This window comes from [Leptolyngbya] sp. PCC 7376, from assembly GCF_000316605.1.
Lineage (GTDB): Bacteria > Cyanobacteriota > Cyanobacteriia > Cyanobacteriales > MRBY01 > MRBY01.
Window position 1 is genome coordinate 4,683,225 of the sequence record NC_019683.1, and the last position, 14,366, is coordinate 4,697,590.

Genomic DNA, 14,366 nt, shown 5'->3' on the forward strand with positions numbered 1-14,366 from the left:
TATTTTCAGGACAACAATAGTTGAAACCCCAATACGATTTAACAGCGTGACTTAGTACCCGCTGCAATCACTGGAAGTAGTCATCAATCCTTAATTAAAACTTGTCTCGTCCGGAACGGTCTCTAGGGTATCCGACATAATCAGCCAATCTTCACCCAACTGAATCGTGATATCTGTGGAAAGAACACCCGTACTTTCGACGCGTATTTCTCCAAAACCCAGAGTAGAGCGCATTTCTGCAGCAATTAAATCATCACCGCCCTGAGCAATAATCCGCGTACTTTGCAAAGGCTCTGACCAGTCATCTGCGATTGTGACTCGGTTATAGCCGATGGAGTTGAGATATTCTAGCATCGAACGGACAGCATTTGCATCGCCAGTACTATCTTGAATCGCAATTCTGACCCGATTTGGATCTGTTGTAAGTGCATCATCACTTATTTCACCAATTTCAAAATGCTGCGCCATCACTTCACCAATACGGCGGTGGTGCGGCAACCAAAAACTCGTATTTCCATTTTTCCCATCGCCACTAAATTCACCGGGCAACATCACCATTTGCATGTCGCTGCGATTTACCCCAGAGGCAAAGCCAGCTAAAGCAATCAATTCCTGCACACTGAGGTTGGTATCGATGTGAGATTGCACAATGGACAGAATTTTGGGCAACTTAACGAGATTGCCGGGGGTTAAAGCTTGTTCTAAAACCGCTCGAATTAAGGTTTGCTGGCGCTGAACTCGGCCAATGTCACCATAGCCGTCATAGCGGAATCGTAGGAACTGCATGGCTTTTTCACCATCAAGAACCTGCTCACCTTCTTTGAGATCGATGTAGAGGTGCTGACTATGGTCGGTATACTTCATATCCTTCGGCACATAAACCGTTACGCCACCAAGGGCATCAATCAGCTTTTCGATACCTTGAACATTCACCCGAATATAGCGATCTAGCTCGACACCACCGAGAAGATTACTGATACTTTTTGCGGCGAGGACAGCTCCCCCATAGGAGTTCGCATGGTTAATTTTACCGACGCCATAGCCTTCAATATTGGCCTGGGTATCCCGAGGGATGGAGAGGACGGACATCCGCTGATCTTCGGGGTTAAACCGCAAAACCAACATCGTATCGGATAGTCCTTCAAAGGAGTTGACGAGGGCATGGTAACCAAGATCAGGATAATCTGTGTCATCAACATCAGAAGTTAAAACCTTTGTCCCAAGCAACATGATATTAACGGGGCGAGTGAGTTCCGGTAATCGTAAACTCTGGGTGGCGATCGCCTCATCTTGGGAAAATACCGTTAATTCCTCTGGCGCAATCGGCGTTTGGCGGAGAGGTGTAGAGGAAAGGGATACTGCCAACAGCGCACCAGCCGTTGCAGAAGCAATAGAAACTCCCGTCAAACCACACCAAATCAGCACCCAATGCCAAAGCAATAATGGCTTCTTCTTCGGCTTACGCTTTTTACCCTTGCGACTCGCTTTTGGCTGAATGCGCTGATTTTTGATAGCCGTCGGTTTACGCTTCTTTTGTTTTGAGGGAGATGAGTTTGTTGCAGGCACAGGTTTCCTCACACCGGAAAGACCAAATTAGTTAGGAGAGTTGAATACTTTGATAGTTATGCTAAACCAGAGGTTCCATTTTTGGTAAATTTCACGCTAGGAAAAGTATTTGCGTTCCAAATCATTGGCTAGGCGATCAATACCAGCAATGGTTGGTTTTTCGGCTTTTTGCCACACACGTACCATCAAAAATAAACAAGTTAAAAAGTAGGTGGATGTCCACAAACCATTGAGAAACATCACCCGGAAAGCCGTCGCTCCAGCGAGATGATCTGCGCCCCAGCCCAACCCAAGATAGGTCAACAACCAACCGAGCATCAACATAACGGATAAGCGACAAATCTGTTGTTCACGGCGATCGCCTTGACGACGATACAGCTGCCATAGGGCAGGGAAAAAACCGAGGACTGGCAACAGATAAAGGTAAAGCTTTAACTGTTTAATACGGTCTTTGCCGAAGGGATCCGGTTGAGTTGCCATAATGGTGACGGTTTAGGACTGGGTAAACGTTTTGTCGGTCTGGATGACTCCAATCTTAAGAGAAAATTGCGGTATCGTCTTCTGCGTTAATACTGCTTTAATACCAACTTTTGTTATACCAGGGGGATGATTTTGGTTCAATTGCTTACAAAATTTCTGAACCATACTCTAGAGTCCCTAGCAACGTACTAAACCATTCGGCATCGTGGCCCGACGGAGATTCACTTGACCAAGCTGGGTTTCGTCGAGATTTGCACCAATTAAATTACATTGCTCTAAATTCGCAAAATTGAGCTGACAACCTCGTAGATTCGCTCTCTGCAAATTTGCTCCGACAAAATTGGTATAGCGCAGATCAGCTCCCCGAAAATTAGTGCCGGCTAAATCTGCTCCAGCAAAATTCCCATAGGTGGCGATCACCCAACTAAGATCGGCCTGTCTTAAAATTGCGGCCTGTAAATTTGCGCCGAATAAATAGCCTTTGTGGAGATGAGCGCGAGTCAGATTTGCGCCAACGAAACTTGCTTTATAGAAAAATCCATTCGACATCTCCGCTTCAAATAGATTCGCGCCGCTCAGATCTGCTTCATTTAAACTCGTTTCGAGCAAACAAGTTTCGCTGAGGTTACTGCGGTTTAGATTAGCTTTCGTCAGATTTGCGCCAAATAAATCACTCTCACGCAGATTTGTGCCGATCAGGTTTGCCTCTTGCAGATTGGCATTGCGAAGCAGACATTGCCGCAAATCACTGCCAATACAATAGGCGTCTTGTAGATCTGCACCACTAAAATTGCTCTGAGTCAGCAGCGCATTACTGAGATTAATATGTCTTAGGTTTGTCTCCTGAAGCTGCAAGTGATCGCCCTGAATCATACTCAGATTTGCTTCCTTGAGATTCCCGGCAATAAAACGAGCATAGCTGAGTCGGGATTGACTCATATTGCAATGGGTTAGATCAATTCCGCGCAGGTTAATATAGCTCAAGTCTTGATGACTTAAGTCAGGGGCGATCGCCGGATTTTCCCGTCGCCATTGACACCACTTGAGCGTGCCTTGCTTGAGAATATGTACTGCGCCGCGATGATCTTGACCCATTGTTTTAATCTGCACTTCTCCTTACTTGCGCTTTTAATTACTCTTTTTTCAAATTCACAGCGACACGACCTGGCACATTCTCTAATGCCGCTAGTGCCGCCCGCGACCCTGCGAGAATATCACGTTCCTCTCCTCCAAGATACACACGCCCAAAACTACCAACGGCAGTCACTTGGAGAATATTGATTTGAGCATATTTTTCAGCTTCATTGGCCGCCAGCGCTGCATAGGCAGCAGGTTGCACTTCTAGGACATACAGGGTCTGTCCAGCCAGAAGCATTTGTCCACGGCGGTTACGGTTAACGAGCTGTGCTTGGTGAGCATCAATATTGCGAATAATCTGACTCGATACCACTTTGGGCTTCAAACAATCTCGCTGGGTCACACCTAGGGCAGCTAGAATTGCTTGCCCAGCAGCTTTGGTTTCCCCTTGTCTAGGTGAGTGAATTTCGAGGAGGCCATATAAACGTTCAACAAATTGAACGCCTGGACGAACAGAAGTTGATTTGAGGGCAACGTCGGTGATGCGATTAATTTCGATGCCGGGGGAAACCTCGATCCAGAGTGAAGAATCTCCCGGTAAGGGTAAAAAACCTAGGGCAACGGTTCCGATATAGGATGCGTGTTGGACTTGCAGGCTGTCGATGTAGACGTAGCTACGGAGTTCTATGCCCAATGCTTTCTCCCGGTCTGGTTTTACTGCGTTAAAAGTGTACCCCAATTCGGCTCTGGGAATATGCTTGGGGCTAATAAGCGTCCCTTTCTAGACTGCTTAGGTTTGCTTATGTCAAATGGTGCTCAAGGAAGGCGATCGCCTGCTTAATTGTGGTCGCAATTTCGATTTGATCTGGGGCAAATTTACAGAAAAAAGCAATGGTCTCTGCATCAGGCTTGAGGAGAATAACGGGTCGAGAATTTTTAATAGCGAGGGCTACCTCTGAGGCAGTTCCCATGCCCATTCCCACAGCAACGACAGCATTAGAACTGAGCACATTGACATTATTTCGAGCATTGCCTAAATCGGTACAAATCACGATATCGACAAATTCTGAGGCTTGGCGGCGATCGCCTCCCGGCAAAACTCCGACCGTTAAACCATTTGCCCCTTTAGCACCCCGACTCGCTGCTTCCATTACTCCTGCGGGTCGCCCTCCGGTTAATGTCGCCCAGCCATTTGTGGCGATCGCCTGTCCCAGTTCATAAGCATCAGTCAGATTTTCTAGTGTCGCACCACCACCCGCCCCCATTACCCCAACTACTTTTTTCTGTGACATTTCGATTGACCTCTTGCAAAAGGTTATGGCAATTCAAAATTGTAGAGACCCGCAATGAGATTAAGTCTTAGAGGATGTCTGAAAAGGGTGGCGCAGAAGAAAAGTCAGAGATTTAGTCTGTAAAAGTACTGAATCTCTAACCTCAAAAAGATGTGTCTATCCTATCTAACAGACCTGAGTGACGACCAATGGTATCTGATTGAACCTCTATTGCCTGAGGCGAAGTCTGGAGGAAGACCTCGCTCTACAAATCTACGAGATGTTCTCAATGCCATACTTTACGTGCTTATGGGTGGCATTGCTTGGAGACTATTGCCCCATGACTTTCCCAAATGGCAAACGGTCTACCACTACTTTCGACAATGGCGTGATGATGGCACATGGCAGCAGATTAATCACAAATTACATCAGTGGGAGAGAACTACTGGTCATGACCGCCCTCATCCCCAAGCTATGGAGTGGTGGATTCTCAGTCGGTGGATACCGCCACAATGATGCATCAGGATGTCGGTATTGATGGCAACAAAGGAGTCAAAGGTCGTAAACGTCATGTCATGGTTGATAGTCTAGGTATTACGATAGCTGCGGTGGTGACAGCGGCCAATGTTTCCGATAACCAAGGATTACGTTTGCTATTGGAGCGAGTGCAGTACTTGGACTTAAATCTAGAGCGTCTCTATCTGCTTTATGCTGACGGCGGCTATCGTGATTCTAATTTAGTGCGATGGGTCATGGATAGCTTTGGTTGGATATTGGAGATAGTCCTACGTTCTAAAGAACAAAAAGGGTTTACTCCTTTACCAAGACGATGGGTGGTAGAGAGAACCTTTAGCTGGTTTTATTGGTGTCGTCGTTTGAGTCGAGATTATGAATGTTCCACTGAGAGTGCAGAGGCATGGATTTATATAGCTTCTATCCGCTTACTTCTCCGACGTTTAGCCTAGACTTCTACTTTTCAAACATCCTCTTAATCCCCATCTCCGACGGCGGTTACGATATCGACTGGATAATATACGAAATCTTTTGAGCATTCTGAATACCATCTCAATGATGATTCTTTGAGCTGCTAAGAGCTGATTCTCCTGTTTCTGCTCCGCACCTTTAGGCTTCTTGTGAGGAGTGTGACTCCGCTGATGCCGCTTGTGTAGACCTTGATATCCGGCATCGGCAAGGCAGAGTTGTCCCTGCTGAAAATGCACTCTACTCTTTTTGAGTAGTTTGAAGTCATGGGTGCTACCTTTCTCACAGTCACAACAGATAATCTGTGCCCACTGCCAAGCAATAACTATTTGAGCTTTAAGGGAATGATGCTTCTTTTTCCCTGAGTAGTAAAGACGTTGTTTTTTGGGGCTTTTCAATCGCCTGTTCTGTGGCATCCATCACCACTACTGTTAGAGATAACTCTTCTGAACCATGGAGCTGTTTCATGCTGGGTAAGTGGCAATCGGTTTCTTTGATGAGTTTATTCTCTGTTTGAGAGTTTCAAGAGAGTAATGTTAAACGCCAATTGCGCAGTAGCTCAATACTTCCATTCACTCTAAATTTCGCAAACAGTGCCATGCTCAAGTCCACCATGTGTTTTGATTTAGAGACGACCTTCGTCCTGCGATGAAACCGAGCAAACCAATGGCGATTGTCTGAGTTGTTTCTCTCAATTGCTATTGTCTCTTTCTTGCTAATGACATGAAAAGCATCTGGGTGATTCTCTAATAGCTGTTGATAGGGTTTCCAATTATCGGTGCAATAGACAGTGATTTGCCATTGCGAGAACCGCTCTAGTAAATGACCTAAAGTTCGACTATCACGACTTCCCAATTCCCAGTCAATGAGTCGCCCAGTATTACGGTCATATGCTTTCCAGACCCAAAGTTTGTTTTTTCTCTTGGATAAAATGCCATAGCTCATCTAGCTCCACCACGACAGCAGACTCAGGAGTGGGCTTTTCATAATTGGCTTCACCGGAATCTCTTACCCAATTGAGCACTGATTGAGCTGATACACCGAGAATCTTGGCTGTCGCATTCATTGACATACCACTCATATACATCAATACAGCTTCTAATTTCATCCAGAGAGGCTTGCCCCGCTCTTTAGAAAAGCTTGTAAATTGATAATTGCACTGATTACACTTAAATCGTTGACGATTTTAGCGAATCCACTTTTGATGATGTCTTGAGCATTACATTGGGGACAGTGAATTGTCATAGCGAGACTTCCAAGGAAACGACTCACTCCATTTTGCTATAGCATTACTTACTTGAAACTCTCCTCTGTTTTTTGCACCATGCGACAAACTGTTGATTCATGAATGCCCCATGATTGAGCGATAGGAAAATAAGTGCGATATTCCCTCAGAGGTAGTGGTGCACTAGTAATGGTTGTGGAAGAATAGGGGCAAGATTAAACGTCAAGTCTCACCGTGCTCACTTGCCCTCAATGTCAGTCTCCCAGCACCATTAAATATGGTCACACCCATTCGGGAAAGCAGCGCTATCGTTGCCATGAATGTGGTCGCCAGTTTGTGGAACATCCTGCCCACCCTCCCATTGCAACTGACACTCGTCAATTGATTGACCGTCTCCTATTAGAACGTCTCTCTCTCGCTGGTATCACTCGTGCCACAGGGGTCTCTCTGCGCTGGCTACAGTACTATGTCAATGCCAAATTAGAGACTGTGCCTCACGAGTTACCTGTGACTCAAAAAAAAGAGGGCAACTGACCATCGAAATGGATGAATTGTGGTCTTTTGTCGGTAGTAAAGGTGAGAAAGCATGGATTTGGCTGGCTCTTGACCGAGACACCCGAGAGGTGGTGGGATATGCCATCGGAGACCGTAGTCAAAAGACTGCGAAACAATTATGGGATTCTCTGCCTCCTGTGTATCGTCAGTGTGCGCTGGTCTACACCGATTATTGGGATGCCTATGGCTGTGTCTTACCGAGTAAACGTCATCGAGTTGTGGGCAAGGAGACTGGACAAACAAATCATATTGAGAGATTCAACAACACTCTACGTCAGAGAACGTCCCGCTTAGTCCGTCAGGCACTTTCCTTCTCGAAGAAGTGGGAAAACCACATTGGAGCAGTGGTCTATTTTCTCAGACACTATAATCTCTCTCTTCAGTTATGACCATTACTTGTGCATCACTACCCCCTCAGATATTCCAAGGTGAGGAGTAACTGATTTTCCAGGGATAAAACACTGGGACGACCGGTTTTTTGCTTTGCTTTAGCTTCTGCTAGGACCTCTACCAGACGATTGAAGGTCTGAAGTTTGGTAGTGGTGCACTAGTAATGGTTGTGGAAGAATAGGGGCAAGATTAAACGTCAAGTCTCACCGTGCTCACTTGCCCTCAATGTCAGTCTCCCAGCACCATTAAATATGGTCACACCCATTCGGGAAAGCAGCGCTATCGTTGCCATGAATGTGGTCGCCAGTTTGTGGAACATCCTGCCCACCCTCCCATTGCAACTGACACTCGTCAATTGATTGACCGTCTCCTATTAGAACGTCTCTCTCTCGCTGGTATCACTCGTGCCACAGGGGTCTCTCTGCGCTGGCTACAGTACTATGTCAATGCCAAATTAGAGACTGTGCCTCACGAGTTACCTGTGACTCAAAAAAAAGAGGGCAACTGACCATCGAAATGGATGAATTGTGGTCTTTTGTCGGTAGTAAAGGTGAGAAAGCATGGATTTGGCTGGCTCTTGACCGAGACACCCGAGAGGTGGTGGGATATGCCATCGGAGACCGTAGTCAAAAGACTGCGAAACAATTATGGGATTCTCTGCCTCCTGTGTATCGTCAGTGTGCGCTGGTCTACACCGATTATTGGGATGCCTATGGCTGTGTCTTACCGAGTAAACGTCATCGAGTTGTGGGCAAGGAGACTGGACAAACAAATCATATTGAGAGATTCAACAACACTCTACGTCAGAGAACGTCCCGCTTAGTCCGTCAGGCACTTTCCTTCTCGAAGAAGTGGGAAAACCACATTGGAGCAGTGGTCTATTTTCTCAGACACTATAATCTCTCTCTTCAGTTATGACCATTACTTGTGCATCACTACCCCCTCAGATATTCCAAGGTGAGGAGTAACTGATTTTCCAGGGATAAAACACTGGGACGACCGGTTTTTTGCTTTGCTTTAGCTTCTGCTAGGACCTCTACCAGACGATTGAAGGTCTGAAGTTTAACTCCACAGGCTCTCCTGAATTGTTCTGGAGATAAATGTTGGAGCTGTTCGTAAGTTGGCATTTTTATCGCTATGACTCTGATACTTTCCTCTTTTTTACCTACTCTCACCCCTTTTGCAAGAGGTCAATTGATTCGAGGGTTGCTATCGCCTAATATTTTGCTTCTAGTGAAAAGCTTATAAGCGAGATTTTTGTGTTTTTCTACAGACAGCCAGATTTATGAAGTCTCGATGAAGATTCGCTATCGGGGAATTTTGCCCTTTTTTTCGCGGTACGATGAGCTGGACATATTTGACACGATCTGTGAGTTTTATGAAACTTTCCGGCACACAGCTTATCTTCTCCGGTTTGGGTGCAGTCACCCTTAGCTGTGGCATCTTGATGCCTGCCCATGCCTTAACGTTGACAACATTCACTGACCAAGCTGAGTTTGAGGCGATCGCCACAGGACTAAGCCTCGAAACGTTTAATGACGCAACATTGAGTGACAGCAAAAATCATACCCTCTCAGATTTTTCGATTAGTTCCAATATGACTTGGAGCCGCATTGTCGAAGGGAGTACTGCTGGAACAATTGATGACTCGGCTTTTTTCAGATTGCAATCCCGTAACCCTGACACCGCTGCAACTCTAAACTTTACGAATACCATCAATTCCTTGGGTTTTGACTGGAAAAATACTGACAATTCGGTTGATGTTTTAGAGCTGATTGTTGATGGGCAAGTATTTGAATTTGGTCAACCCAAACAAGGGGGCTTTTTTGGGGTCATTGCCACTGAAGGAAGCTTTGACAGTGTGCAATTCTCTGATACTGAGGGTGGCGGCTTTTTGCAATACGGCAGCATCGATAATATCCGCTATGGCCAAGTCGATTTTTCTGATGATGACCCCCAGGCTGTACCAACGCCTGCTGCGCTTCTCCCTAATTTGTCGCTGATCGGCCTAAATGTTCTTCGTCGCCGTCGTTCCCAAACAGAATCCCAATCCTCGTAACGAACTATCTCTCACCTAAGTATTGCGCCAAAACTCGCTTTCCATCGCGAATCTTTTCCGATACATTGCATCTAGCGTTCTGTTTTCATGTGGGAGCTACGGTAGTTGCAACAGTCTGAACATCCCAAGAAGAATCAAGCAACTTGGTTCGAGCCTTTTTTTCTGATTCTGCTGTGGTGTGGCATCAATCTTGGTGATCGCCTCTGGCTTAGTGCAGATCAAGGGATGCCGGGATGGGACCAAGCGAACCATTTGACGGGCAGTTTAAATTATTTGGCAGAGATTTTTCAGTTTTCGGGCTGGGAAAATTTCTGGCAGGTTTCGAATAAATTTCCGCCACTGACCTATCTTCTTGCGGTGCCGTTTCAGTTGATTTTCGGTAAAGGAAGCGACCAAGCACTAATGGTCAATTTCTTATTTAGCGCGGTCATCATTTGGACAACCTATAGCATCGGTAAACGTTTATTTAATCCTGTGGTGGGACGCTGGGCTACGGCGATCGCCCTACTGATGCCTCGGTTTGTGTTTTATCGCCTGCATTTCATCCTAGATATTGCCCTCACCAGCATCACAGTGTTGTGTTTTGCTTGTCTCACGCATTGGTACTTTTCAGAGAAGCGCCGTGAACAATGGTTATGGATAGTGTGGTTTGGGTGTTGTCTCGGGCTGGCTCTCCTCACGAAACAAACCTGCATGTTCTTTTTATTTGTGCCACTGTTATGGTCAGCTGGCACAAGCATTTGGCGGTTGCAATGGGAACGTATTTTGCAACTGCTTGCCAGTGCCTTGATCTCTTTCTTATTTTGGGGTGGCTGGTATCGCACCAATTTTATTTATCTCTTTGGCACCTACGAAGCTTCAAACCTTACCCCTGCCGCCAATGAAGGAGACCCGGCTTTAAATACGATTCAGGCGTGGATTTATTACTGGATGGATTTGCCGCGATCGGTGTCTTGGTTGCTACTGATTGTGCCGATTGTGGGGTTATGTCTGCATTGGGGCAAACGTTTTCCGCGGCGCAAAGATGTTTATGAGTTGCCGGAAAAGGAAAGTTTTATCTGGCTTGGGGTGTACTTTGGCGGCGCTTATCTGATGTTTTCTGCGCTTTACAACAAAGACCCGCGCTATATCATGCCCTATTTACCGATTGTTGCGATTTTTCTGGCCTATTGTCTAACTCAATGGCGAGGACGTTGGCATGCGATACGATGGCTTACCTTCCTCGTGGCGGTGGTGTTAGCAGTGGGTCGGCTATTTCCGTTGCCAGTACTGGGCAAGGTTATGCCGCCGCAATATGCAGTGGATACAAATAATTATCCCCATGCTGAGGTGATTGAAAGTGTCATTCGGAAAAATCGCTATCTACGCAGCAATATCGGTGTGATTCCGAGTTCATTTTGGTTGAATCACAATAATATTAATCATTTTGGTGCCTTACGGAAGTTTCAAGTGTATGGTCGAGAGCTTGGCGATCGCCCGGAATATGTGGCGCAGGACAAAATTGGCTTTGATTGGCTCCTCACGAAAACGGGAGACAATGCGAATGCAAAAGAACCTCAATTGGCTTTAGCAGCAGAGCTGCCCCAAGACCCAGATTTTTATGTGCAGAATAGTTGGGATTTACCAGACCAAACAGAATTAACACTTTACCAACGGCAGCAACCGCTTGTGAATGTCGCCCATTTTGATGGCGTGACCCAGCCGCTGCAATTGGATCGAGTGCAGGTGCCAGAGGAGGCGATCGCCGGACAGCCGATTCCGATTACCTATAGTTGGTCGGGGAACTGGCGCGATCTACAGAATGGCATTGTGCTTTTGACTTGGAGCGATGGTCAACAGTTTTGGATCCATGACCATGCCATTGGTTTTGGGATGCTCTACGATGGACGACTTGCTTCTGCAGAACGCAATGATCGCTTTAGCGTGATTGAAACAACAGCGATGTTGGCACCCGCAGATTTCCCGGCAGGAACCTATCAATTGCAAGCGCTTTATCTCGATCCGAGTACTGGCCAAGCGCGTCCCATCGACCAGAGACAGGTAGCGACAGCCGTCACGATCCAAGCTGCCCCTGCTGATACAACCCTCACGCCATTGCAATTAGTGGAGCTCGATTGGCTCTCTCAAGAGCGGGCGATCGCCCCTCAACTAGGCGTTGGTATTGAAGGCTTAGATCCGCTTTTTGCCCATGTTGCCCGCCTGAATCAATACGATCCAGAACAAGACTATCTCCGCCAAGTAGAGCAAAGTTTAAAGTTCCGGCTAAGCAAAGCAAAGGTGACAGATTCGCCCCAGATTAAAGATTGGTACTACGCCAAAATCCTTGCCCATGCTCTTCAGGAGGATGCGCCCAGCACCCTTGCCACTCTCGAACAACTGCGAGATATAGACCCTGATAACCCTTTTATCCATGCCTATATTGCTTTTGTTCACCTTTATATGTTTCAACCGAAACAAGCAGAAATCGCGGTGCAACCTGCTTTAAATGCATCGCCAGATATTCCTGAATTTCAGGCGATCGCCGGAATTTCAGCCTTACTACAAGGTCATCTCTTTAAAGCATGGCCCATTCTAAAACCTCTGCTTTAAAAGAAGACAGTCAGCTTCTGCCTTCAGAAAAGCATGTCTCCCAGACTATTGTGATAACTTGAATGAAACTCTGGTCTTTTAAGGACAAATTCATGGTGGTACAAGTTGGACAACTCGCACCTGATTTCACTGCGACAGCGGTGTTCGAGGAAGAATTTAAAACAATTAAACTCTCTGACTATCGCGGCCAGTACGTTGTGATATTTTTCTATCCCCTTGATTTCACCTTTGTTTGTCCTACAGAAGTTGCCGCCTTTAGCGATCGCCATAGTGAATTTGCTGACCTAAATGCAGAGATTTTAGGCGTGTCCGTCGATAGTGAATTTGCCCACCTCGCTTGGATCCAAACCCCTCGCAAAGATGGCGGTGTTGGCGACTTAGCTTTTCCCCTAGTGTCCGATCTCAGCAAAACTATTAGTGCCGAGTATGGTGTTCTCGAAACAGAGGCAGGCATTGCCCTAAGAGGTCTATTTATCATTGATAGCGAAGGTGTCGTCCAACATATCACCGTTAACAATTTTTCATTTGGACGGAGTATCGATGAAACCCTGCGAATTTTAAAGGCTATTCAGCATGTTCAGACTCATAGTGATGAAGTTTGTCCCGTCGATTGGCAGGAAGGCGACCAAACGATGATCCCTGAACCCAAGGCTGCAAAAGCTTATTTCTCAACACTTTAAGCCATTTATTGGTGTTTGATCTTAGCTTTCGTTGTGAGCTTGTCATCAAAATAGAGGTGAGAATTTGATTGGCTCAAGATGGTGAGGCATTTGGGATAGCCGTCATGACGTTAAGGCTTTTTGAGCGGGAAAAGTTCTCAAGATCATCTACACTAATGCCCAAAGGTCTTTTCCGGTAACAATTTCTTTGCTTAATGTCTGATTCCCTGCCTAATGATACTGTCCTCAGTTTTGGCGAATCCCATGATGACTGGGAGGCGATCGCTGGCTGTGAACTATTTCAAGGTGTCCAACCCGTCTTACTGAAAGATCTCTTGCAGAGATGTTCGATCCAATCTTTCCCCGCAGGATCCACTCTCACTGAGCCAGGACAGGAGAACCATACCCTATATATTTTGCTTGGCGGCCATTTGATGGTGTACCTCGCTGAGACTGAAGATGCTGTTTTAAACCCAGAGATGGGCTTTCAAATTCCTGTTGGTGAATGTATCGGCGAAATGTCGATTATCGAAAATAAACCTGTTTCAGCCTATGTTGTTGCTGCAACAGAATGTCGTTTGTTAAGCATCCCCGAAAGTTTATTTTGGGATGAACTAATGTCTTGGCCAGAGGTGGTCAAAAGTATGTTGACAGGCTTGTCTAGTCGGATGCGCCGTCTCGATAAAGTGGCGATTAAAACCCTTGAGGAGCGGCTGCGATTTGAGCAGATCGAACGAGATCTCAAAGCTGCTGCGCAAATTCAATCCAATATTTTGCCCCAAGAAAAACCCCTATTAGCTCAGTATCATCAGGTTGATGTGGCAGCAAGTATTGAACCTGCACGGGAAGTTGGTGGAGACTTTTTCGATACTTTTCCCATTGATGAACATACCGTCGGCTTAGCAATTGGTGATGTCTCGGGTAAAGGGATTCCGGCAGCTCTATTTATGATTCGTGCGGTCACCATTTTGCGGGCAAGTATTGCGCGGCTGAATATTCAAGATGAAAATCTCGCTTCTATTTTTTCGGCAGTTAATCGTCAATTATGTGAGAGCAATCCGAATTGTTTGTTTGTAACAATTTTTCTCGGCACTCTAGATGTGCGCACAGGCAAATTGACTTATGTGCATGGCGGCCATAATCGTCCTTTTCTGAAACGGGTGAACGAAGGTTCTGCTATGATTCCGATTCCTGATGGAATGTTGTTGGGGATTTTTGCGGAGGCAGAATATAAACTGGCGGAATTAACGTTGGGGAAAGGTGATTTGCTTGTGATGTATACCGATGGAGTTACAGAAGCGCGTGATCGCGATGGGCAATTCTTTATGGAAGAGCGAGTCACAAGTATCTTAGATCAGCTCCCCGCCACTATTTCATCCACTGATATCGTCAGTGTTCTGGGCAACCGAGTGAAAAATTTTACAGAGCAAATGCCGCAATCGGATGACATCACAATTATGACCTTGCGCTATAAGGGGGAGCCGCCAGAAGTTTCAACAAGAGATTAGATGAAG

16 protein-coding genes and 2 pseudogenes are annotated in these 14,366 nt (G+C 46.1%); 7 read left to right on the forward strand and 11 right to left on the reverse strand.

The window, feature by feature from the left end; all coding sequences use genetic code 11:
* Positions 1-90: 90 nt before the first annotated feature.
* The 5 genes from LEPTO7376_RS20990 to LEPTO7376_RS21010 all read right to left on the reverse strand — a co-directional run bounded on the left by LEPTO7376_RS20990 (position 91) and on the right by LEPTO7376_RS21010 (position 4,415).
* Positions 91-1,566 carry an LCP family protein gene (locus tag LEPTO7376_RS20990; RefSeq protein ID WP_015136040.1) on the reverse strand — a complete coding sequence of 492 codons (1,476 nt, stop codon included), beginning with the start codon at positions 1,564-1,566 and terminating at the stop codon, positions 91-93.
* Between the two features lie 96 nt (positions 1,567-1,662).
* Positions 1,663-2,046 (reverse strand): hypothetical protein, encoded by a 384-nt coding sequence (locus LEPTO7376_RS20995; protein WP_015136041.1) that lies wholly within the window; start codon positions 2,044-2,046, stop codon positions 1,663-1,665.
* A 177-nt stretch (positions 2,047-2,223) separates the two neighbouring features.
* Positions 2,224-3,141, reverse strand: coding sequence for a pentapeptide repeat-containing protein (locus LEPTO7376_RS21000; protein ID WP_015136042.1), 918 nt, complete (start codon positions 3,139-3,141; stop codon positions 2,224-2,226).
* A gap of 37 nt (positions 3,142-3,178) precedes the next feature.
* Positions 3,179-3,817, reverse strand: coding sequence for a microcompartments protein (locus LEPTO7376_RS21005; RefSeq protein WP_015136043.1), 639 nt, complete (start codon positions 3,815-3,817; stop codon positions 3,179-3,181).
* A gap of 106 nt (positions 3,818-3,923) precedes the next feature.
* Entirely contained in the window at positions 3,924-4,415 is a 492-nt protein-coding gene (locus tag LEPTO7376_RS21010) for an LOG family protein (RefSeq protein ID WP_015136044.1), read from the reverse strand.
* A 150-nt stretch (positions 4,416-4,565) separates the two neighbouring features.
* Between LEPTO7376_RS21010 and LEPTO7376_RS21015 the strand changes: the two genes are divergently transcribed.
* A protein-coding gene (locus LEPTO7376_RS21015) for an IS5 family transposase (RefSeq protein ID WP_225901125.1) occupies positions 4,566-5,359 on the forward strand; the annotation gives its coding sequence in 2 pieces (ribosomal slippage) (positions 4,566-4,868 and positions 4,871-5,359; 792 coding nt in all).
* On the opposite strand, the gene LEPTO7376_RS21020 is transcribed toward LEPTO7376_RS21015, so the two are convergent.
* From LEPTO7376_RS21020 to LEPTO7376_RS29325, 4 genes and pseudogenes are all read right to left on the reverse strand, one after another.
* A complete protein-coding gene (locus tag LEPTO7376_RS21020; protein ID WP_225901143.1) occupies positions 5,351-5,773 on the reverse strand; it encodes a transposase family protein in 423 nt (140 codons plus the stop codon). The two genes, LEPTO7376_RS21015 and LEPTO7376_RS21020, sit on opposite strands and share 9 nt — an antisense overlap.
* Positions 5,712-5,843: a hypothetical protein gene (locus tag LEPTO7376_RS28525; protein WP_264308929.1), complete on the reverse strand. Its 132-nt coding sequence runs from the start codon at positions 5,841-5,843 to the stop codon at positions 5,712-5,714. The genes LEPTO7376_RS21020 and LEPTO7376_RS28525 overlap by 62 nt, the downstream gene beginning before the upstream one ends.
* A 54-nt stretch (positions 5,844-5,897) precedes the next feature.
* A pseudogene (locus LEPTO7376_RS26065) lies at positions 5,898-6,620 on the reverse strand (IS1 family transposase).
* Positions 6,621-6,668: 48 nt separating this feature from the next.
* On the reverse strand, positions 6,669-6,791 hold the full coding sequence (locus LEPTO7376_RS29325) for a transposase family protein (protein ID WP_083891232.1): 123 nt from the start codon (positions 6,789-6,791) through the stop codon (positions 6,669-6,671).
* Positions 6,792-6,834: 43 nt separating this feature from the next.
* On the opposite strand from LEPTO7376_RS29325, the gene LEPTO7376_RS25315 reads away from it, so the two are divergent.
* Positions 6,835-7,544 (forward strand): IS1 family transposase gene (locus tag LEPTO7376_RS25315; protein WP_225901104.1). Its coding sequence is split into 2 segments (ribosomal slippage): positions 6,835-7,114 and positions 7,114-7,544, totalling 711 coding nucleotides; the frame shifts between segments, so codons are not numbered across the junction.
* 23 nt (positions 7,545-7,567) lie between these two features.
* Here the strand turns inward: LEPTO7376_RS25315 and LEPTO7376_RS29330 are convergent.
* Positions 7,568-7,690, reverse strand: a pseudogene (locus LEPTO7376_RS29330) (IS5/IS1182 family transposase); the annotation flags it as partial.
* A 63-nt stretch (positions 7,691-7,753) separates the two neighbouring features.
* Here LEPTO7376_RS29330 and LEPTO7376_RS25320 point away from each other — a divergent pair.
* Positions 7,754-8,463, forward strand: a protein-coding gene (locus LEPTO7376_RS25320; RefSeq protein WP_225901104.1) for an IS1 family transposase whose coding sequence is annotated in 2 segments (ribosomal slippage) — positions 7,754-8,033 and positions 8,033-8,463 — 711 coding nt in all. Because the reading frame shifts where the segments join, the coding sequence is not laid out codon by codon here.
* Positions 8,464-8,480: 17 nt separating this feature from the next.
* Here the strand turns inward: LEPTO7376_RS25320 and LEPTO7376_RS21050 are convergent.
* A complete protein-coding gene (locus LEPTO7376_RS21050; RefSeq protein WP_041766223.1) occupies positions 8,481-8,672 on the reverse strand; it encodes a hypothetical protein in 192 nt (63 codons plus the stop codon).
* Positions 8,673-8,923: 251 nt separating this feature from the next.
* Between LEPTO7376_RS21050 and LEPTO7376_RS21055 the strand changes: the two genes are divergently transcribed.
* The 4 genes from LEPTO7376_RS21055 to LEPTO7376_RS21070 all read left to right on the forward strand — a co-directional run bounded on the left by LEPTO7376_RS21055 (position 8,924) and on the right by LEPTO7376_RS21070 (position 14,360).
* Positions 8,924-9,604 (forward strand): PTPA-CTERM sorting domain-containing protein, encoded by a 681-nt coding sequence (locus LEPTO7376_RS21055; protein ID WP_041764286.1) that lies wholly within the window; start codon positions 8,924-8,926, stop codon positions 9,602-9,604.
* 105 nt (positions 9,605-9,709) lie between these two features.
* Positions 9,710-12,193: a phospholipid carrier-dependent glycosyltransferase gene (locus LEPTO7376_RS21060; RefSeq protein WP_015136046.1), complete on the forward strand. Its 2,484-nt coding sequence runs from the start codon at positions 9,710-9,712 to the stop codon at positions 12,191-12,193.
* Between the two features lie 92 nt (positions 12,194-12,285).
* Positions 12,286-12,873 (forward strand): peroxiredoxin, encoded by a 588-nt coding sequence (locus LEPTO7376_RS21065; protein WP_015136047.1) that lies wholly within the window; start codon positions 12,286-12,288, stop codon positions 12,871-12,873.
* Between the two features lie 194 nt (positions 12,874-13,067).
* Complete coding sequence (locus tag LEPTO7376_RS21070; RefSeq protein WP_015136048.1) at positions 13,068-14,360, forward strand: SpoIIE family protein phosphatase; 1,293 nt, start codon at positions 13,068-13,070, stop codon at positions 14,358-14,360.
* The last annotated feature ends 6 nt before the right edge of the window (positions 14,361-14,366 follow it).

What these genes read in the sequence shown, in the direction of transcription:
- LEPTO7376_RS20995 (WP_015136041.1), bottom strand. Translation starts at nt 2,046, where the DNA reads ATGGCAACTCAACCGGATCCCTTCGGCAAAGACCGTATTAAACAGTTA.
- LEPTO7376_RS21000 (WP_015136042.1), bottom strand. Translation starts at nt 3,141, where the DNA reads ATGGGTCAAGATCATCGCGGCGCAGTACATATTCTCAAGCAAGGCACG.
- LEPTO7376_RS21010 (WP_015136044.1), bottom strand. Translation starts at nt 4,415, where the DNA reads ATGTCACAGAAAAAAGTAGTTGGGGTAATGGGGGCGGGTGGTGGTGCG.
- LEPTO7376_RS28525 (WP_264308929.1), bottom strand. Translation starts at nt 5,843, where the DNA reads ATGAAACAGCTCCATGGTTCAGAAGAGTTATCTCTAACAGTAGTGGTG.
- LEPTO7376_RS21050 (WP_041766223.1), bottom strand. Translation starts at nt 8,672, where the DNA reads ATGCCAACTTACGAACAGCTCCAACATTTATCTCCAGAACAATTCAGG.
- LEPTO7376_RS21055 (WP_041764286.1), top strand. Translation starts at nt 8,924, where the DNA reads ATGAAACTTTCCGGCACACAGCTTATCTTCTCCGGTTTGGGTGCAGTC.
- LEPTO7376_RS21065 (WP_015136047.1), top strand. Translation starts at nt 12,286, where the DNA reads ATGGTGGTACAAGTTGGACAACTCGCACCTGATTTCACTGCGACAGCG.
- LEPTO7376_RS21070 (WP_015136048.1), top strand. Translation starts at nt 13,068, where the DNA reads ATGTCTGATTCCCTGCCTAATGATACTGTCCTCAGTTTTGGCGAATCC.